This window comes from Streptomyces sp. bgisy159 (assembly GCF_057707805.1).
On record NZ_JBYIQX010000001.1, the window covers coordinates 147,621 to 163,333 of the forward strand.

Below are 15,713 nucleotides of genomic sequence, written 5' to 3' on the forward strand. Positions count from 1 at the left end.
CCCGAACCGGCCGCCGAACCGGCGGTATCCCTCGCGAAAAAGCGCCGGAGTGGTCGACGACAGGGGCAGATAGCACCGATCCGTGGCATGGTCGGACAAGGTCCTGTTGTCCCGTAATCATCCGTCGGGCACCCGTATGCCCGACCCCGCATGCCGTTCGGTGCCCGGACAGGCATGATCCGCAAAAGGGTGGAAAGTCGAATTACCGTACGCCACCGAGGAGGAGGATCCCGTGACCCGCATCGACAGCGTGCGCGCCGCCACCGGATCGGCGAAGGACAGCGTGCTGCACGCCGCGGAAGTGGTGGCGCCCTACGCCGACACGGCCAAGGAGAGGGCCGCGCTCTACGCGCAAGAGGCCCGGGTACGGCTCGCGCCCAAGGTGACGCAGGCCGCCGGACAGGCCCGCGTCCAGTACGACGCCCATGTCGCGCCGCGCCTCGAACAGGCGCGAGCGCATGTGCCGCCGAAGGTGGACGCCGCCGCGCACGAGGCGGCGCTGCGCACGAGGCTGGCCGCTCGGCAGGCCGCCGAATACTCCCGTCAGGCAGCCGACTACTCCCGGCCGAGGATCGAGCAGGCGATGGCCGTGGCCGGGCCGATGAAGGACGAGGCCGCCGCACGCAGCGCGGCCGCGCTGGCGGCGCTGCGCGGCCAGGTGACGGCCAAGGAGATCGCGAAGCTGGCACGCAGGCAGCGGCGGCGGGCGAAGGCGGGCCGGGCCGTGAAGACGCTGACCGTGCTGGGTGTCGTGGCCGGGGGCGCGTTCGCCGTATGGAAGTGGTGGGACAAGCAGGCCAACCCGGACTGGCTGGTCGAGCCGCCGGCCGCCACCGAGGTACCGCCGTCGGGCGGGCTGACCTCGGTGGACGGCAGCGCGGACCCGGCCTCGCTGGACCCGGAGGTGCAGGCGAAGCAGGCCGAGGAGGACGCCTCGAACCGCGACGACTACACCTGAGCCGACCGGCTGTCTGTCCCCCGTCGGGCGGTCCTGTCTCACGGTTTCACGTGAAACAGGACCGCCCGACGTCTGTGTGCGCGCCCCCACGACGTGGCACCGAACTTGGTTGGTCCGCAGGGAAGTTGCGGGCACCGGTGTGCGAAGCTGTTGCCCAGTCGCCAGAAGGAGCGCAGCGTGACACAGGACGGCTTCCGCGCCGAGGAGATAGACACCAGCAGGCCGCACCCCGCGCGGATCTACGACTATCTGCTGGGCGGCAAGGACAACTACGAGGTGGACCAGCGGGCCGGAGACGCGCTCGCCGCCACCGCGCCCGAGGTGTTCATCTCGGTCCGGGCCAACCGCGACTTCATGCGGCGCGCGGTCCAGCACGTGGTGCGCAGCGGTGTCCGCCAGATCCTCGACATCGGCACCGGCCTGCCCACCTCGCCGAACGTGCACGAGGTCGCCGCGCAGACGGCGCCGGGCGTGAGCGTCGCCTACGTGGACAACGACCCGATCGTGAAGACCCACGCCGACGCGCTGCTCAGCCGGACCGGCACGACCAGCATCGTGCTCGCCGACCTCCGGGACCCGCGCTCCGTTCTGGAGCACCCCGACATCCGCCGGATCATCGACTTCGACCAGCCGGTGGCGGTGCTGCTGGTGGCCATCCTGCACTTCGTCACCGACGCGGAGAAGCCCGGTGAGATCGTCGCCACCCTGCGCGACGCCCTCCCGCCCGGCAGCTTCCTCGTCCTCTCCCACGCCACCGGCGACTTCGCCGACCGCCGCGACGCCCAGGCGATCTACAACAACGCCACCGCCACGATGAACCTCCGCACCCACACGGAGATCACCGACTTCTTCACCGGCTTCGACCTCCTCCCCCCGGGCCTCACCCAGGTCCCCTTCTGGAACCCGGACAGCCCACCGCCTCCGGAGGCCAGGACGATCGGGTTCTACGGCGGAGTGGGACGCAAGAACGGCTGACGGGGCCGACCGGCCGGCGGGAGGCGCAGCCTACGGTTCACGACGGCCGCAGAGTCACCGGCTCCAGCGGGGACAGTAAGGCAGCGAGGTGGCCGACTTCAGCTGCCCGCACCCCTCGCAGGCGCCGACCGCGTCGCAGGGGGACCCGGACACGGCCGCACGTGGCTCCGGGGGAGCCGGGGCAGGGAGCTGCCGAACCGGGGCCGGCGCCACCGCGCGGTGGGCGCAGGCGACCAGAACAGCCGCGTAGGCCGAGAAGAAGGTGAACCCGGTGACGAAGAGGCGCATCTCGTCCTTGACCGCTTCCCCGTAGACCTCACGCGTCACCTGACGGGAGTCACCCTGGTTGTCCAGGTAGTAGACGCCGACTTCCTTCGTCGGCTGGCCGCCGGACGGAAGACCCCCCACGGCCAGGCACGCGACGGCGCCGCCGAAGAGGACCCCGGCCGCGGCGACGAGGCGGCGAGGAGCCAGGCGGAGCAGCTCGACCGGACCGCTGTCCCGCGCGGCTGGCAGGGCACGCAGCACGGCTGCGCCGAACAGCGCGAAGGTCAGGCCGATGACCACGAAGGTCGTGGCCCGCGGCAGGAGCGGGCCGCCGGGCAGGAGCGTCAGCCCGACGATGAGCGTGCTCAGCGCGGCGAGCAGCAGCGCCAGTGCGATATGCACCTTGTACATGGCGTCCACGCGCTCCTCCTGATCCCGGACGCTGATCCCGGACTCGGTGCGAGTATCGCCTCAGACCTCGCGCGGGCTCCATGTCCGATCACGGAAAGGAACACGCGCGCAAGGGGTGGTGATTCGGCACCGACTGCGGTGTTCCGGCGCCTGACGCCGGGTTCCGGCATCCACTGCGGGGCTCCGGCTCCTGCCGCCGGGGTCCGGCACCTGGGAGCGCGCTCTCGCTGGCGGTGGGATCCGGGCCGGTGGTGCTAGCCGGCCGCCCTTCGCACCAGCTCCGCGATGCGCGCCTCGGCGGCCGGGGTCAGTTCCGTCAGGGCGAAGGCGGTCGGCCACATGGTGCCCTCGTCCAGACGGGCCGCGTCGTTGAAGCCCAGGGTCGCGTACCGGGCGTTGAACTTCTGGGCGCTCTGGAAGAAGCAGACGACCTTGCCGTCCCTGGCGTAGGCGGGCATGCCGTACCAGAGCTTCGGCGCGAGTTCCGGGGCGTTCTCCTTGATCAGGGCGTGGATCCGTTCGGCCATGGCCCGGTCCGCCTCCCGCATCTCGGCGATCTTGGCCACCACGGCGGCCTCGTCCGCCGCCGCCTTCTCCTCCCGCGTGCCGCGCCGCTTGGCGGACGCCTTCAGCTCCTGTGCGTGCTCCTTCATCGCCGCGCGCTCCTCGGCGCTGAAGCCCTGCGACGACGCGCTCGTCCTGCCGGTCATGGGGTCGGGTCCCTCCGTCCGGTGTCTGCGGTGGTCTTCTCATCCTGGGGGCGCCTGCCGTGCGTCGCCCGTCAGGGCGGGGGGTGCGGGGCTCAGCCCCAGGCGCCGGCGATCTGGCGGGTGGTGGCGTTGAGGCGGTTGAAGAGGTTGGTGACGCCGATCATCAGGACCAGGGCGGCGAGCTGCTTCTCGTCGAAGTAGGTGGCGGCCGCGTCCCACGTCTCGTCGTCGACCGCGTCGGGGCGGTCGGCGAGACGCGTGGCGGCCTCGGCGAGCGCGAGGGCCGCGCGCTCCTCCTCGCTGAAGTACGGAGCCTCGCGCCAGGCGGCGACCGTGGCCAGCCGCTCGTCGGACACCCCGGCCTTGCGGGCGGTCTTGGCACCGCCGTCGACACAGGCGCTGCAGCCGTTGATCTGGCTGATCCGCAGGTGCACCAGCTCCAGCGTCCGGCCGTCCACGCCGGCGGAATGCGCGGCCTTGATGAGCTGCTGGATGGGCTGCATGGCGTCGGACAGGACGACGGCGGGGTTCTGCATACGGGACTGCATGGTGTCCGCTCCTCTTCGGTGGGTTCCGCCCCGTTCTCCCCGGGGCGTGCCCCCATCACAGCCGGGCCGGCCCGCCGCGACCACGGCCGTGGGACACCGTGGGACAGCCGGAACGGCCTTGACCAGCGCCGAGTCGGACGGAAAGACTTCCGTCGACGCGGGACGCGGCACAACACGGGACGCGGCACGACGCGCGAGACGGCACGACGCGCGAGACGGCATGACGTACGAGACGGCACCACGCGTCGGCCCGGCGCGGGCACCGGTGACGGACAGCTGCGCCGGACGGCGGACAGCTGCGGCGGACAGGCAACTACGCCGGACAGACATCTGCGGGGAACGGGGATCCATGGACGGCGCGACAGACGTACGGGCAAGCCTCGGCGACACCACGCCCGCCCGACCCGACCCGCAGCAGGAACTCGCCGCCCGGCTGCGCCTGCTGCAGGAGCTGTCCGGACTCGGCGTACGGGCGCTGGCGCGCGACACCGGGCTCAGTTCCTCGTCGCTGTCGCGCTACCTGAACGGCCGGACCGTACCGCCCTGGCCGGCGGTCGTCGCCCTGTGCCGTCTGGTCAGGCGTGACCCCCGCCCGCTGCGCCCGCTGTGGGAGCGGTCCTCGAACCCGTTGCCCGCGCCGCCGAGGAGCAGCCGCCTGGCCCGGCCCGTGCCGCGCAACGACCTGCCCCGGGACGCGCCCGACTTCACCGGACGGGAGGCCGAACTGGCCGCCGTGTTGGCGGCGGTCGGCTCCCACCGGGCGGTCTCCGTCGACGGCATGGCGGGCGTCGGCAAGACCTGTCTGGCCGTGCGCGCCGCCCACCGCCTCGCCGCCGACTTCCCCGACGGCCGGCTCTACGTCGATCTGCACGGCTTCACCGAGGGCCGCCCGCCCCTCGACCCCGACTCGGCGCTGCGCATGCTGCTCGGCGCGCTCGACGTGCCCTCGGAGCGGGTTCCGCAGGAGGGACTGGAGCAACTGGCCGCCTGCTGGCGGTCGGAGCTGGCCCACCGCCGGGTCGTCGTGGTCCTCGACAACGCCGCCGACGCCGATCAGGTCCGCCCCCTGCTGCCCGGCGCCGGTCCCTCCGTCGCGCTGATCACCAGCCGCAACCGGCTCCTCGGCCTGGAGGAGGTGCCCCCGGTCTCGCTCGACGTGCTCGGCCCGCGGGACAGCGCCGAGCTGCTGGCCCGCGCCAGCGGCGACCCCGGCGGCCCCGGCGGACGGCTGGCCCGCGACCCGGAGGCCGCGGCCGAGGTGCTGCGGCTGTGCGGGCGGCTGCCGCTGGCCCTGCGGCTGGCCGGGGCGCGGCTGCGGCACCGGCCGGGCTGGACGGTGGGCGTCCTGGCGGAGCGGATGGCCGAGGGCGCCGGCGAGTTCGGCGCCGAGTTCAGTGCGGCGCTCGCCATGTCGGTCCGGCAGCTCAAGCGGCCCCAGGCCCGGCTGTTCCGGCTGCTGGGTCTGCTGCCCGGGGCCTCGTTCGACGAGTACGTCGTGGCGGCGCTGGCCGACGTACCGCTGCGCGAGGCCCGTTCGACGCTGGAGGACCTGCTCGACGCGCACCTCGTCCAGCAGCCCGCGGCGGGCCACTACCGGCTGCACGACCTGGTGCACCGGCACGCCCGCCGGTCGGCGGCCGAGCAGGATCCGGCGGCCGACCGGGAGCGGGCCCTTCGCCGGGTGCTCGACTACTACGTGCACGCGGCGGCCGCCGCCGACGCCGCGATGCCGTTCACGGCGCCCGCCCGGCCGGCCGCGGGCATCCGGCCGCCGGCCGAGCTGCCGCCGTTCCCGGACCGGGACACGGCGTTCGGGTGGCTCGTCGCGGAGTACGGCAACCTGATGGCCGTCTTCGAGACGGCGGCCGCCCTCGGGGCCGACGCCCACGTGTGCGAACTGCCGCGCTTCCTGCGCGCCTACTTCGCGCGCCGCTGCGGCACCACCCACCTCAACGTCCTCTTCGAGCGGTCGCTGGCCGCCGCCGAGCGGCTGGCCGATCCACTGCGGCTGGCGGAGGCGCACAGCGACCTGGGGTTCGCCCGGTACAACGCGGGCCGGGCGGCGGAGGCCGCCGCCGCGTACGAGGCGGCAGGTGCCCGGGTGACCCAGGCGCGGGACCCCCGGGCGGAGGCGGAACTGGCCATTCGCCGCGGCTATCTGAGCTGGGACGCGGGGTACGTCGAGGAGCCGCTGGCCCTCTTCCGGCAGGCCGGCGAACTGTACGAGCGGTCGGGCTGCCCGACGGGAGCGGCGCACGCCGCGGCGGCGGAGGCGTGGGCGATGCTGCAACTGGGCCATCGCGAGGAGGCGGCGCGGCGCGCCCGTGAGGTGCTGGAGGTCCCGCACGCCGACCCGGCGTGGCCGCCCACGCTGACGGCCCGGCTCACCCTCGGCGTGGCCCTCGCCCCCGACCAGCCCGACGAGGCCGACGAACACCTGCGGGAGGCGCTGGCGCTGGCCCGCGCCGACGGCCACCTCAACAACCAGGCGTGGTGCCTGAACTGCCGCGGGGTGGCGCTGCGGCGGATGGGGCGGTACGAAGAGGCGCTGGCGAGCCATCGGGAGGCGTTCGCGCTGCTCGACGAGCTGTTCGAGGAGCACTGGAAGATCCACTTCCTCGACGACCACGCCGAGACATGTCGTCTGGCGGGCCTGCCCGACCAGGCGCTGCTACTGCACGAGCAGGCCCTGGAACTGGCGCGCGAACTGGGGAACCGGACCAGGCAGGCGCTGGCCCACGAGGGGCTCGCCGCGCTGCTGGACGCGACGGAGCCGGTGGCGGCGGCGGAACACCGTGAGGCGGCACGGGCGCTGCGCGCCACCCCGGCGTGAGCGGGCCGCCCACCGCACCCGTCCACCCCACCCACCCCCGCAGTGCCTGCCCGTCCACCGACCCCGTCCACCCCACCCGCCCACCGCATCTGCCGCCGTGCCTGCCCGTCCTGCCCCACCCGCCCCCGCACCTCCCGCCGTTCCTGCCCGCCGCCCCGCCCTCAGGCGTCCGGGTCGCGACCCGCGGGTCCGAGCGCGGTCAGCCAGTCGGCGCGTACGTCCGTCCACTCCTCGGCGCACCCCGGGGCACGCTCGGCGGGGAGGGTGTCGGGGCCGACTAGATCGCCATGGCGGCCGGGGGCGGAGCCGTAGACGTAGCAGTACTCGTTGACGGCCCGCTCGTGGTCGGGTGCGTGCTCGTCGGGAGCCTGCTTCCCGTCCGTCTCCCCGGCGTCCTCCGTCAGCCGCGCCGAGAGGCGCCACGCCTCGGCGGCCGCGCGCAGCCGCCGTTCGCCGACCGCGCTCCCGTCCAGCAGCACCAGGGCGGCGAACTGGTCGGCGAAGTCCTCCTCCCGGCCGGTCACCCGCAGCGCGAGGACGTCGACGAGGGCGTGCGCGGTCTCGTGCAGGACCGTCTCCAGCAGCACCGCCGCGACCTCCTCGTCGGCCCGCCCGCGCCCGGTCCCCCGGAAGAGGTCCCGCGTCTCGGAGACCTCCTCGTAGCAGATCTCGACCCGCTGCTCCTCAGGATCGTAGGAGGAGCCCTCTCCGCCGCACGACCGGACGACGACCGGCACCGGCCGCGCGAGCCCGACCCACTCGCCCACCGCTTCGGCGGCCTCCTCCAGCAGTCCCCGCACCCGCAGGAACCGGGCATCGCCCCGGTCGGCCCCGGCGGGCTCCTCGAAGCGGTACGCGAGGACGGCCGGCTCCCGCGCCCGCACCCCGCAGGGTTCGCCCGGACCCCTCCGGCATGCGGAGGGCGCGCCCCCACCGCTCTGACACCCGGCGAGCAACATCCCCGCCGCGAGGAGCGTCAGGAGCCTCCGGCTCCGCCTCCACCGCAATGTGACGCCCCCTCACCCCGACCCCGTCAACGGTACGCCGGGGCGCCCGACTTCCCCTCGGCCGCGGCCGACGCACCGCCCGGCTGACGTCGGCCGAAGCCGGCCTCGTCCGACGGCCCGGGGCCCGGGACCCAACTGCGCTCAGGAGCGGCGCGTTGGTGCCGGGACGGAGTTCAGCCGTTCCGGGCGGCGTCGGTCTCGGCCGAGGAGACCGCCGATTCGGCAGCGTCGAGGAGCTTCCGCAGACGGTCCACGTCGTCCGACGAAGTGGAGGCCTCTGAGCCCCGGGAGCTGACGGAGCCTGCGCCGGAACTCCCCGTGTCGTCGTCGGCAGACCGGCCGCAGCCGGTGACCAGCAGCGCGACGGCCAGCGCGACGGCCGGCGCGACGGCCGTCGCCAAGGCGGCCGCCGCGGCCGGCGCCTCCCGGGAGCGCCGCATCAGCTGCCGCTCCCGTTGTCGCGGGCGGCACACCACTTCTCGACGCCGCGCACGTCCTTCTGACGCTGTTCGAGGGTAGGGACGAGGGACTTGCGGAAGGTGAGCTTGCCGTCGAGGAACTTCTTGATCTCGTCGTGGCCCGCGGCCCCGGCGTTGTCCACGCGCTTCTGAAGCCGGGCGATGGATCCGGGTACGGTCGCGTCCCCGTGCAGCCGCGTCAACGCGCGCGTGATGCGCTGGTCGATCCTCGGGGCGCGCTGACACAGTACGCGGGCACCGTCGCCGGTCGGCGCGGCGTGCGGTGCGTGCGGTGCGTGCGACGCGGCGGCGCTCTGCGGGGAGCCCGAGCCGCTGTCGGCGACCGCGAGGCCCGCGGTGGCGAGGAGCCCGCCCGCGGCGGCGAGCGAGACGGCGGCTGTCCTGAGCATCGGCATGACGGATTCCTCCAGGATTCCGGGGCGGTTGCCTGTCCCCGGGAAAGCTAGGAGCCGTCTTTGTGGAAATCGTGTGGAACGGACGCCCCCGGGCCCGGGACCCCTGGGCCCGGGACCTCCGCGCCGGAGACCCGTGACCGCTCGGCGGTCGCGATGAGCCAGTCCCGGTGCGGCGGCAGGGTCACTTCCGTCGCCGCGTCCGGCACGCCGTCCACCTGCGCCGGAACGCGGACCTCGAAGCGGGCGCCGGGTCCGTCCGGCCGGTCGAGCACCCGTATCCGGCCACCGTGCAGCGCGACCTGCTGGGCGACAAGGGTGAGACCGAGCCCGGAGCCGGGGCTGTCGGGCCGCCGGTGGAAACGCTCGAAGATCTTGTCCCGCAGCCGGTCCGGCACTCCGGGCCCCCGGTCGTCGACCGTGAGGACCGCGACGGCTCCTCCGGACTCACCTACGCGCTCCACCCGCAGCGCCACCTCGACCGACCCGCCCGACTCGCCCTCCCGCCCACCGCCGTGCACCAGGGCGTTGGTGAGGAGGTTGTCCAGGACGATCCGCAGACCGGGCTCCCATCCGCGTACGTACAGACCCGGTACGCCGGTGACCTCGATCCGCGCCCGGGGGTGCCGGCGCCGCAGGTCCGCGGCGGACGCCTCCAGGACGTCCACCAGGTCCACCGGCCCGAACGCCTCCGCCTCGATCAGGTCGCCGCGCCCCAGTTCGCGGAGCATGACGATCAGGCCGAGCAGGCGCGCGTGTTCGTGCCGCAGGTCGTGCAGGACTTGCCCGCGGTCGTCGGCGGCGAGTTCCGGGTGGGCGGTGAGGATCTCCAGGTTCGTCTGCATGCTCATCAGGGGCGTGCGGAGTTCGTGAGACGCGGCGGCCGAGAAGGAGCGGGCGGTGGCCAGGGCTTCAGCGGTACGGGCGGCCTGCTCGTCGTAGCGGGAGAGCACGGTACGCAGGGTGCGCGCCAGGTCGTCGACTTCGGCGATCCCGGTCGGGGTGTGGTCGAGGCGGGTCGCGCTGCACCGGGGGTCGAGGCCGCTGGTGCGTCGCTGCAGGAGCCGCAGCGGGCGGCTGACGCGAGTGGCGACGGCCCACGCCAGCAGCCCCGAGACCGGGGCGGCGAGCAGCGCCACACGCCGTACGCGCGAGCGGACCAGGGCGATCTGGGCCCGGCTCGCCGCGTCGGGCGAGAACACCCACAGCGTGCCGTCGGCGCCCGCTCGGCCCCCCTTGATCGGGGTCGACAGGACCCGCCAGTTCTCGCCCCCGGCGCGCACCGTCCGTGGGACCGGCGCGGCCTGGACCGGCAGCGGTGCGTCGGCGCCGGGCTGCGGGCCCGCCGACGACACGGTCCCGTCCGGGCTGACGAGGCGCAGGCCCACGTCCAGCCCGGACGTGAGCATCTGCCGTTCGCGGGCCTGCTCGACGGCCGCGGGCCGGTCGGCGGCCGTGGCCCTGAGCAGCCGACGGGCGTCCGGCGCCGCGACCGCCGCGCGCTCCCGCAGGCGGGCGTCCTCTCGTGTCTGCAGATCGTCCGCGACGAGTCGTACGAGCAGCCAGCCTGCGGCGAGGACGAGCAGCGGGGTGGTGAGGCCGACGGCGATGGCGATACGGGTGGAGAGCCTCACGGCCGGTCACTCCCCCTTCCGTCCTGCGTCCCGCCCGTCGTCCCGGAGGACGAACCCGACGCCCCGCACCGTGTGGATGACACGTGCCCGCCCGTCGGCTTCGAGTTTGCGCCGCAGATAGCTGACGAACGTGTCGACGGCATCGGTGCGCACGTCGAAGTCGTATCCCCACACGCGGTCGAGCAGTTGATCGCGGGTGAGGACGATCCCCGCGTTGCGCGCGAGCACGTCCAGCAGCTCGACCTCGCGCCGGGTCAGGGAGAGCGGACGGCCGTCCAGCCGTGCCTCGCGTGCCGCGGGATCCAGGACGAGGCCGCCGACCCGTACCTCGTCGGTGGTACGGGGCGGCCGCCGTCGCAGCAGCGACCGGAGCCGCAGCACGAGTTCCTGCAGGGCGAACGGCTTGACCAGGTAGTCGTCGCCGCCCGCCTGCAGTCCGGCGATCCGGTCGGCGGTCTCGTCCAGGGCCGAGAGCATGAGAACGGGCAGGTCTCTGCCCTCCTCCCGCAGCCGACGGCACACCTCGATGCCGCTCAGATCAGGCATGGACACGTCGAGCACGACGACATCGGGCGACCGGGTCCGCAGCCCGGCGAGCGCGGCGTGGCCGCCTTCGGCGAGGTCGACGGCGAAGCCGCTCAACCGCAGCCCGCGCTCCAGCGACCTGCGGATCGCCGGGTCGTCGTCGACCACCAGTACCCGTCCCTGACTCCGGGCCTCCGCCACGCTTCCCACCCCGCCTCACCGCCGCCTCCGTGACCGGTCGGTACCGGCCACGGTCGTCCGTGCCATGGTGCACGACACCCTGACGCCCGTCCCGGAGTTCGCCGACCCCCCACAAGGAACCCCCGCGCGCGGAGGCACCCCGTCGCGGCGGTCTCGTCTGCGGTGCGGGCCCTGGCTCCCTGGCCCCTTGGTCCCCTGGCCCCTTGGTCCCCTGGCCCCTTGGCCCCCTGGCGGTGGGCGGTTGTGTCTCTGCCGCTGTTCCGGGGTCGTCCGGGCCCGGACGGCAGCGGCGCACGCTCCCTGAAGGACGGGCTGACGAGCGACGGCGCTGCGTCGGCCGGTCCTTCGGCGCCAACCTGCGCGCCCGTGCGCACGTGGCGCACCGGGCACCTGCCAAAAATGCCCCCTGATCCGCGTTTCCGCTGTTCAGGGGGCATTCATGTGTGGAGCCTAGGGGAGTCGAACCCCTGACATCTGCCATGCAAAGACAGCGCTCTACCAACTGAGCTAAGGCCCCGGGAAGCGTCGCCGGAGATACCGCGTCCGGCGGGCGTCGCTGACCAGAGTACCGGGTCACCCCCGGGATCTCGCAAAAAGATTGGGGTCCCCGCGCACGACCACTCTCCGTAAGATGCTCGGCGTGGTTCGCTACAGCGAACCGCGGTTGTTTAGGGGAAGCGATGGGGAGACGCAATGGACGCCGCACAGCAGGAAGCGACCGCGAGAGCGCGGGAACTGCAGCGGAACTGGTACGGGGAGCCGTTGGGGGCGCTCTTCCGTAAGCTCATCGACGATCTTGGCCTGAACCAGGCTCGTCTCGCGGGGGTGCTGGGACTGTCCGCGCCGATGCTGTCCCAGCTGATGAGCGGTCAGCGGGCGAAGATCGGCAACCCGGCGGTGGTCCAACGGGTGCAGCTGCTGCAGGACCTCGCCGGCCAGGTCGCCGACGGCAGTGTGAGCGCGGCCGAGGCCACCGAGCGCATGGAGGAGATCAAGCGGTCCCAGGGAGGATCGGTACTGAACAACACCACGCAGACGACGAGCAGTTCGGGCGCGCCCACGGTCAAGCGGGTGGTCCGCGAGATCCAGTCGCTGCTGCGTTCGGTGGCCGCCGCCGGTGACATCATCGACGCAGCGGACAGCCTCGCCCCGACCCACCCCGAACTCGCCGAGTTCCTCCGGGTCTACGGCGCCGGCCGCACCTCGGACGCCGTCGCGCACTACCAGTCCCACCAGAACTGACCGCCCCGCCGCGCACCGCCGGCCGAATGGACCAGGGGTACGGACGACACGGGTGACCGTACGGGGTACGGCACGGGGGCGTCGTCGTCACGGGGGACCCCGACCGGGGCGGTGAAGACGGGACGCGGCGGAGGGGTCTACCGTCCGTCCCGGGGGAAGCAAGAGGGAAGGCAGGAGCCGGCAGTACGCGGGAGCAAGGGGCGACCCGTAGGGGGAGGAGCGACGCACGGTCATGGGTGAGGTCTTCGCCGGGCGGTACGAACTCGTCGACCCGATCGGACGCGGAGGCGTCGGCGCCGTCTGGCGCGCCTGGGACCACCGCCGCCGCCGCTACGTCGCCGCCAAGGTGCTCCAGCAGAGCGACGCCCACTCCCTGCTGCGCTTCGTGCGCGAACAGGCCCTGCGCATCGACCATCCGCACGTCCTCGCACCCGCGAGCTGGGCCGCCGACGACGACAAGGTCCTGTTCACCATGGACCTGGTGGCCGGCGGATCGCTCGTCCGCCTCGTCGGCGACTACGGACCGCTGCCCCCGCTGTACGTCTGCACCCTGCTCGACCAGCTCCTGTCCGGACTGGCCGCCGTGCACGCCGAGGGCGTCGTCCACCGCGACATCAAACCGGCGAACATCCTCCTCGAAGCCACCGGCACGGGCAGGCCCCGGCTGCGCCTGTCCGACTTCGGTATCTCCATGCGCCTCGGCGAGCCCCGGCTGACCGAGACCAACCTGGTCGTCGGCACCCCCGGTTACCTCGCCCCCGAGCAGATGATGGGTTCAGAACCCGACTTCCCCGCCGACCTGTTCGCGGTGGGCCTGGTCGGGCTGTACCTCCTGGAGGGTGCCAAGCCGGACGTCAAGGCGCTCGTCCAGTACTTCGCGGAACACGGCACGCCCGGCGCCCCCAAGGGCATACCCGAGCCGCTCTGGCAGGTGCTGGCCTCGCTCGTGCAGCCGGACCCGCAGGCCCGCTTCCGCACCGCCACCGGCGCGCGCAAGGCGCTGGCGGCCGCCGTGGAGCTCCTTCCCGAGCCCGGCCCCGACGACGAGCTGATCGAGATCTTCGACCAACTCGGGCCCCTGCCGAAGGGCTTCGGCCCTCAGGGACCGCTGTCCCGACCGCCGGGGCTCTCCACGCCGGAACTCCCCGCCGCCTCAGGCGACTCCGGGCAGGGGGTCCCCGGGCCGAGGGTCTCCGGGCGAGGGGGCTCTGGGCCGGAGGTCTCCGGGCACGGGGGCCTTGGACCGGGGGGCTCTGGGCCGGGTGCTCACGGGCAAGGGAGCCCTGGACCGGGGGACTCTGGGCCGGGTGCTTACGGGCAAGGCGCCCCTGGACCGGGAGGCTCTGGACCGAGGGTCTCCGGGCCAGGTGTCTCCGCATCGGGGGGCTTCGAGGGCGTGGGGGAGTCGGGTCGGGGGGACCTGCCGGGCCAGGTCCCCGAGCGCTCCGCACGCTCGCGTCCGGGTGCGGAGGCAGGCCCCGGGCCGGGTGTCTCCGAGCAGCACACCGCCTCGCAGGCCACCTGGCCCGGCGTCAGTTCGGCACCGGCCGGGGAGAGCACCGCCTCGGTACCGGCCGGCTGGGGCCCGGGCGCACTCGGCCCCAGGTCGCCGATACCACCGGCGCCGGCCTCGCCTCCCATTCCGTTGCCCGCACCCGCACCTACGGCCACACCCACGCCAACCCCGACCCCGACACCAACCCCGACACCAACCCCGACACCCTCCATGTCCGACACCGGCAGCTTCCACCTGCCGCCGCCGCGGCAACAGCAACAGCCCACGCCTCCGCCTGGGAACAGCCGCCCGGACGCCCCCGCCGGGCCCAGGGCCACCTACGCCCTCCCGGTCCGTCCGTCAGCCCCGGACACGTCCACCGCGTCCACGTCCACCGCGTCGTACACCGCTCAGAACCCCCAGCCCTCCGCCCAGGTCCTCGGCCCGCCCCCCGCATCCGCCCCCGCCCCGGCGCCCAGGGTCGCCCCCGGCACCGCCACCCGGCACGGCCGCCGGGGCGCCCGGCGTGGCAGGCCTCGGCCGGGCCCGCCCGCCCGGGTCGCCGTGCCCGTGCTGCTGCTCGCGCTGGTCTGCTACGCCGTGGGGTTCTGGGCGCTGACCCGCGTCTGAGCGGCGGCGGCCCGGCGGCGGGCGGTCACCGTCCACACGCCGAGGACCAGCAGCAACGCGGTCCCGGTACCGATACCGCCCACGGCAAGCGCCCGCATGGTGTCACCGTCGCCGCCGGACGCCCCCGCCGCCGTACCGGCAGTCGGACCGCCCGCCCCGCCGGAGCCGGAACCCTCGGCGCCACCGGAGTCAGCCGTCGCGGCGGCCACGTCGAACACGCCTCGCGGCACCGGCTCCCCCGCGTACCCGGGCCCTTCCGCCGCCGTCCCGTCGAGCCCCACCCTCAGGGTCATCCCGTACGGTCCGTCGCCGAACCGGTCCGCCACCTGGGCGGCGAGGTGGACGACGACGTAGTACCAGCCGGCGAACCGCATGGCACTCACCCGCTCGGACAGGGCGTACCGGTTGGCGTAGGCCACCGGCGGCACGGGGGCGAGCGTGGCCGCCTTCTGGGTACCGCCGTAGCCGGTCCGGGCGGTGTCGGCCTCGGCGCGCACCGGGTTGTAGAGGGTGACGTCGAGGGCGGCGGCCAGATAGCCGGTGTCCTCGTCGGAGCTGCCGAGTTCCACAGTGGCGTGGGGGCTGCGGCCCCAGTCGACCGGAAGCTTGTAGTAGAGGGTCTGGCCGGGGGAGATGTCGTCGCGCCAGGCTCCCTCCCCGACGGCGGTGGCCGTGGCGAAGCCCGCGCCGCCCCGGCGGGACGCGGCCTCGCCGGCCGGGGGCGCGGGTGTGGCGGAGTCCCACGTCTCGGGCGCCCGGGTGGGCTGGGCACTGCTCGGCTGCGGCTCGGACACCGTGGTGAGTTCGAGGTCCCAGGGCTGGCCGGTGGGCTGCTTGGGATTGGCCCGCTGGACGACGACGTAGTACGTCCCGGCCTTCTGGCACAGCCGCTTGCCCGGCTCGATCTCGCGCCCGCCCCACGCGGTGACGGGCCGTGGGCTGCGGGCGGCGCCGACGGTCGCCGTGTCGTGGGAGCAGCCCTGCCCGTCGGCGTTCTGCACGTCGACCCGGATGCCGTCGGAGACCGAGGGTTCCGGGTCGGCAGCGCGGGGAACCGCCGTGACGGAGACGTAGGCGCTGCTCTCGGCGTCGAGTTCCAGGGCGTAGTACGTCTTCTCACCGTCCGTGAGAGCGCTGCGGTAGGTCGTTCCGGCTTCCAGGCGTACGGCGTCGGAGGTGCCGGTGGCTCCGGGGACGCTACGGGCGTCGGCGGCGAAGGCGTACCCGGCGGAGTCGGTGCCCCAGGGGACGGGCGCGGCCTGGGCGGTGCCCGGCGCCGCCCAGGTCAGCGTCGCGGCGATCAGCGTCACCGCCGCCAGCGACGCCGCTTTCGCCGGCGACGCAGCGCAAAACCCCGACCACGAGGCGCGGCCGGGGTCTGTACGTGTGTTGTTTCCGCTGGGGGA

General features: G+C 74.1%; 14 protein-coding genes and 1 tRNA gene. 5 read left to right on the plus strand and 10 right to left on the minus strand.

Going from position 1 to position 15,713, the window contains the following annotated elements; genetic code table 11:
* Positions 1-232: 232 nt before the first annotated feature.
* Both AC3ET3_RS00720 and AC3ET3_RS00725 read left to right on the plus strand, forming a co-directional pair.
* The gene (locus tag AC3ET3_RS00720; RefSeq protein ID WP_432133553.1) at positions 233-958 is read left to right on the plus strand and encodes a DUF5324 family protein; all 726 of its coding nucleotides are present in this window, start codon (positions 233-235) and stop codon (positions 956-958) included.
* Positions 959-1,135: 177 nt separating this feature from the next.
* Entirely contained in the window at positions 1,136-1,933 is a 798-nt protein-coding gene (locus AC3ET3_RS00725; RefSeq protein ID WP_432157213.1) for an SAM-dependent methyltransferase, read from the plus strand.
* A 54-nt stretch (positions 1,934-1,987) separates the two neighbouring features.
* Here AC3ET3_RS00725 and AC3ET3_RS00730 read toward each other — a convergent pair whose 3' ends face one another.
* From AC3ET3_RS00730 to AC3ET3_RS00740, 3 genes are all read right to left on the minus strand, one after another.
* Positions 1,988-2,611, minus strand: coding sequence for a hypothetical protein (locus AC3ET3_RS00730; RefSeq protein ID WP_435611434.1), 624 nt, complete (start codon positions 2,609-2,611; stop codon positions 1,988-1,990).
* A 254-nt stretch (positions 2,612-2,865) separates the two neighbouring features.
* Positions 2,866-3,321, minus strand: a complete 456-nt coding sequence (locus AC3ET3_RS00735) for an iron chaperone (RefSeq protein WP_432157215.1) — start codon at positions 3,319-3,321, stop codon at positions 2,866-2,868.
* Positions 3,322-3,413: 92 nt separating this feature from the next.
* Entirely contained in the window at positions 3,414-3,869 is a 456-nt protein-coding gene (locus AC3ET3_RS00740) for a carboxymuconolactone decarboxylase family protein (protein ID WP_432133549.1), read from the minus strand.
* 349 nt (positions 3,870-4,218) lie between these two features.
* Here AC3ET3_RS00740 and AC3ET3_RS00745 point away from each other — a divergent pair, with 349 nt between their 5' ends.
* Positions 4,219-6,702: an ATP-binding protein gene (locus tag AC3ET3_RS00745; protein ID WP_432133548.1), complete on the plus strand. Its 2,484-nt coding sequence runs from the start codon at positions 4,219-4,221 to the stop codon at positions 6,700-6,702.
* A gap of 161 nt (positions 6,703-6,863) precedes the next feature.
* On the opposite strand, the gene AC3ET3_RS00750 is transcribed toward AC3ET3_RS00745, so the two are convergent.
* The 6 genes from AC3ET3_RS00750 to AC3ET3_RS00775 form a co-directional block, all read right to left on the minus strand.
* Positions 6,864-7,586 carry a DUF4344 domain-containing metallopeptidase gene (locus AC3ET3_RS00750; RefSeq protein ID WP_435611435.1) on the minus strand — a complete coding sequence of 241 codons (723 nt, stop codon included), beginning with the start codon at positions 7,584-7,586 and terminating at the stop codon, positions 6,864-6,866.
* 296 nt (positions 7,587-7,882) lie between these two features.
* The gene (locus tag AC3ET3_RS00755; RefSeq protein WP_432157218.1) at positions 7,883-8,149 is read right to left on the minus strand and encodes a hypothetical protein; all 267 of its coding nucleotides are present in this window, start codon (positions 8,147-8,149) and stop codon (positions 7,883-7,885) included.
* Positions 8,149-8,583: a hypothetical protein gene (locus tag AC3ET3_RS00760; RefSeq protein ID WP_435611436.1), complete on the minus strand. Its 435-nt coding sequence runs from the start codon at positions 8,581-8,583 to the stop codon at positions 8,149-8,151. The genes AC3ET3_RS00755 and AC3ET3_RS00760 overlap by 1 nt, the downstream gene beginning before the upstream one ends.
* A gap of 47 nt (positions 8,584-8,630) precedes the next feature.
* Positions 8,631-10,214 carry a sensor histidine kinase gene (locus AC3ET3_RS00765; RefSeq protein WP_435611437.1) on the minus strand — a complete coding sequence of 528 codons (1,584 nt, stop codon included), beginning with the start codon at positions 10,212-10,214 and terminating at the stop codon, positions 8,631-8,633.
* Between the two features lie 6 nt (positions 10,215-10,220).
* Complete coding sequence (locus AC3ET3_RS00770) at positions 10,221-10,940, minus strand: response regulator transcription factor (protein ID WP_435611438.1); 720 nt, start codon at positions 10,938-10,940, stop codon at positions 10,221-10,223.
* Between the two features lie 444 nt (positions 10,941-11,384).
* Positions 11,385-11,457: transfer RNA gene (locus AC3ET3_RS00775), tRNA-Ala, on the minus strand.
* Between the two features lie 176 nt (positions 11,458-11,633).
* On the opposite strand from AC3ET3_RS00775, the gene AC3ET3_RS00780 reads away from it, so the two are divergent.
* Entirely contained in the window at positions 11,634-12,182 is a 549-nt protein-coding gene (locus AC3ET3_RS00780) for a helix-turn-helix domain-containing protein (RefSeq protein ID WP_432133542.1), read from the plus strand.
* A 232-nt stretch (positions 12,183-12,414) separates the two neighbouring features.
* Complete coding sequence (locus tag AC3ET3_RS00785) at positions 12,415-14,307, plus strand: serine/threonine-protein kinase (RefSeq protein ID WP_435611439.1); 1,893 nt, start codon at positions 12,415-12,417, stop codon at positions 14,305-14,307.
* Here the strand turns inward: AC3ET3_RS00785 and AC3ET3_RS00790 are convergent.
* On the minus strand, positions 14,271-15,617 hold the full coding sequence (locus AC3ET3_RS00790) for a hypothetical protein (protein WP_432133540.1): 1,347 nt from the start codon (positions 15,615-15,617) through the stop codon (positions 14,271-14,273). The two genes, AC3ET3_RS00785 and AC3ET3_RS00790, sit on opposite strands and share 37 nt — an antisense overlap.
* Positions 15,618-15,713: the final 96 nt, after the last annotated feature.

Bases quoted from the DNA above. Each gene is read 5' to 3' on its own strand.
- AC3ET3_RS00785 (WP_435611439.1), top strand. From the start codon at position 12,415: ATGGGTGAGGTCTTCGCCGGGCGGTACGAACTCGTCGACCCGATCGGA.
- AC3ET3_RS00760 (WP_435611436.1), bottom strand. From the start codon at position 8,583: ATGCCGATGCTCAGGACAGCCGCCGTCTCGCTCGCCGCCGCGGGCGGG.
- AC3ET3_RS00740 (WP_432133549.1), bottom strand. From the start codon at position 3,869: ATGCAGTCCCGTATGCAGAACCCCGCCGTCGTCCTGTCCGACGCCATG.
- AC3ET3_RS00730 (WP_435611434.1), bottom strand. From the start codon at position 2,611: ATGTACAAGGTGCATATCGCACTGGCGCTGCTGCTCGCCGCGCTGAGC.
- AC3ET3_RS00755 (WP_432157218.1), bottom strand. From the start codon at position 8,149: ATGCGGCGCTCCCGGGAGGCGCCGGCCGCGGCGGCCGCCTTGGCGACG.
- AC3ET3_RS00735 (WP_432157215.1), bottom strand. From the start codon at position 3,321: ATGACCGGCAGGACGAGCGCGTCGTCGCAGGGCTTCAGCGCCGAGGAG.
- AC3ET3_RS00745 (WP_432133548.1), top strand. From the start codon at position 4,219: ATGGACGGCGCGACAGACGTACGGGCAAGCCTCGGCGACACCACGCCC.
- AC3ET3_RS00780 (WP_432133542.1), top strand. From the start codon at position 11,634: ATGGACGCCGCACAGCAGGAAGCGACCGCGAGAGCGCGGGAACTGCAG.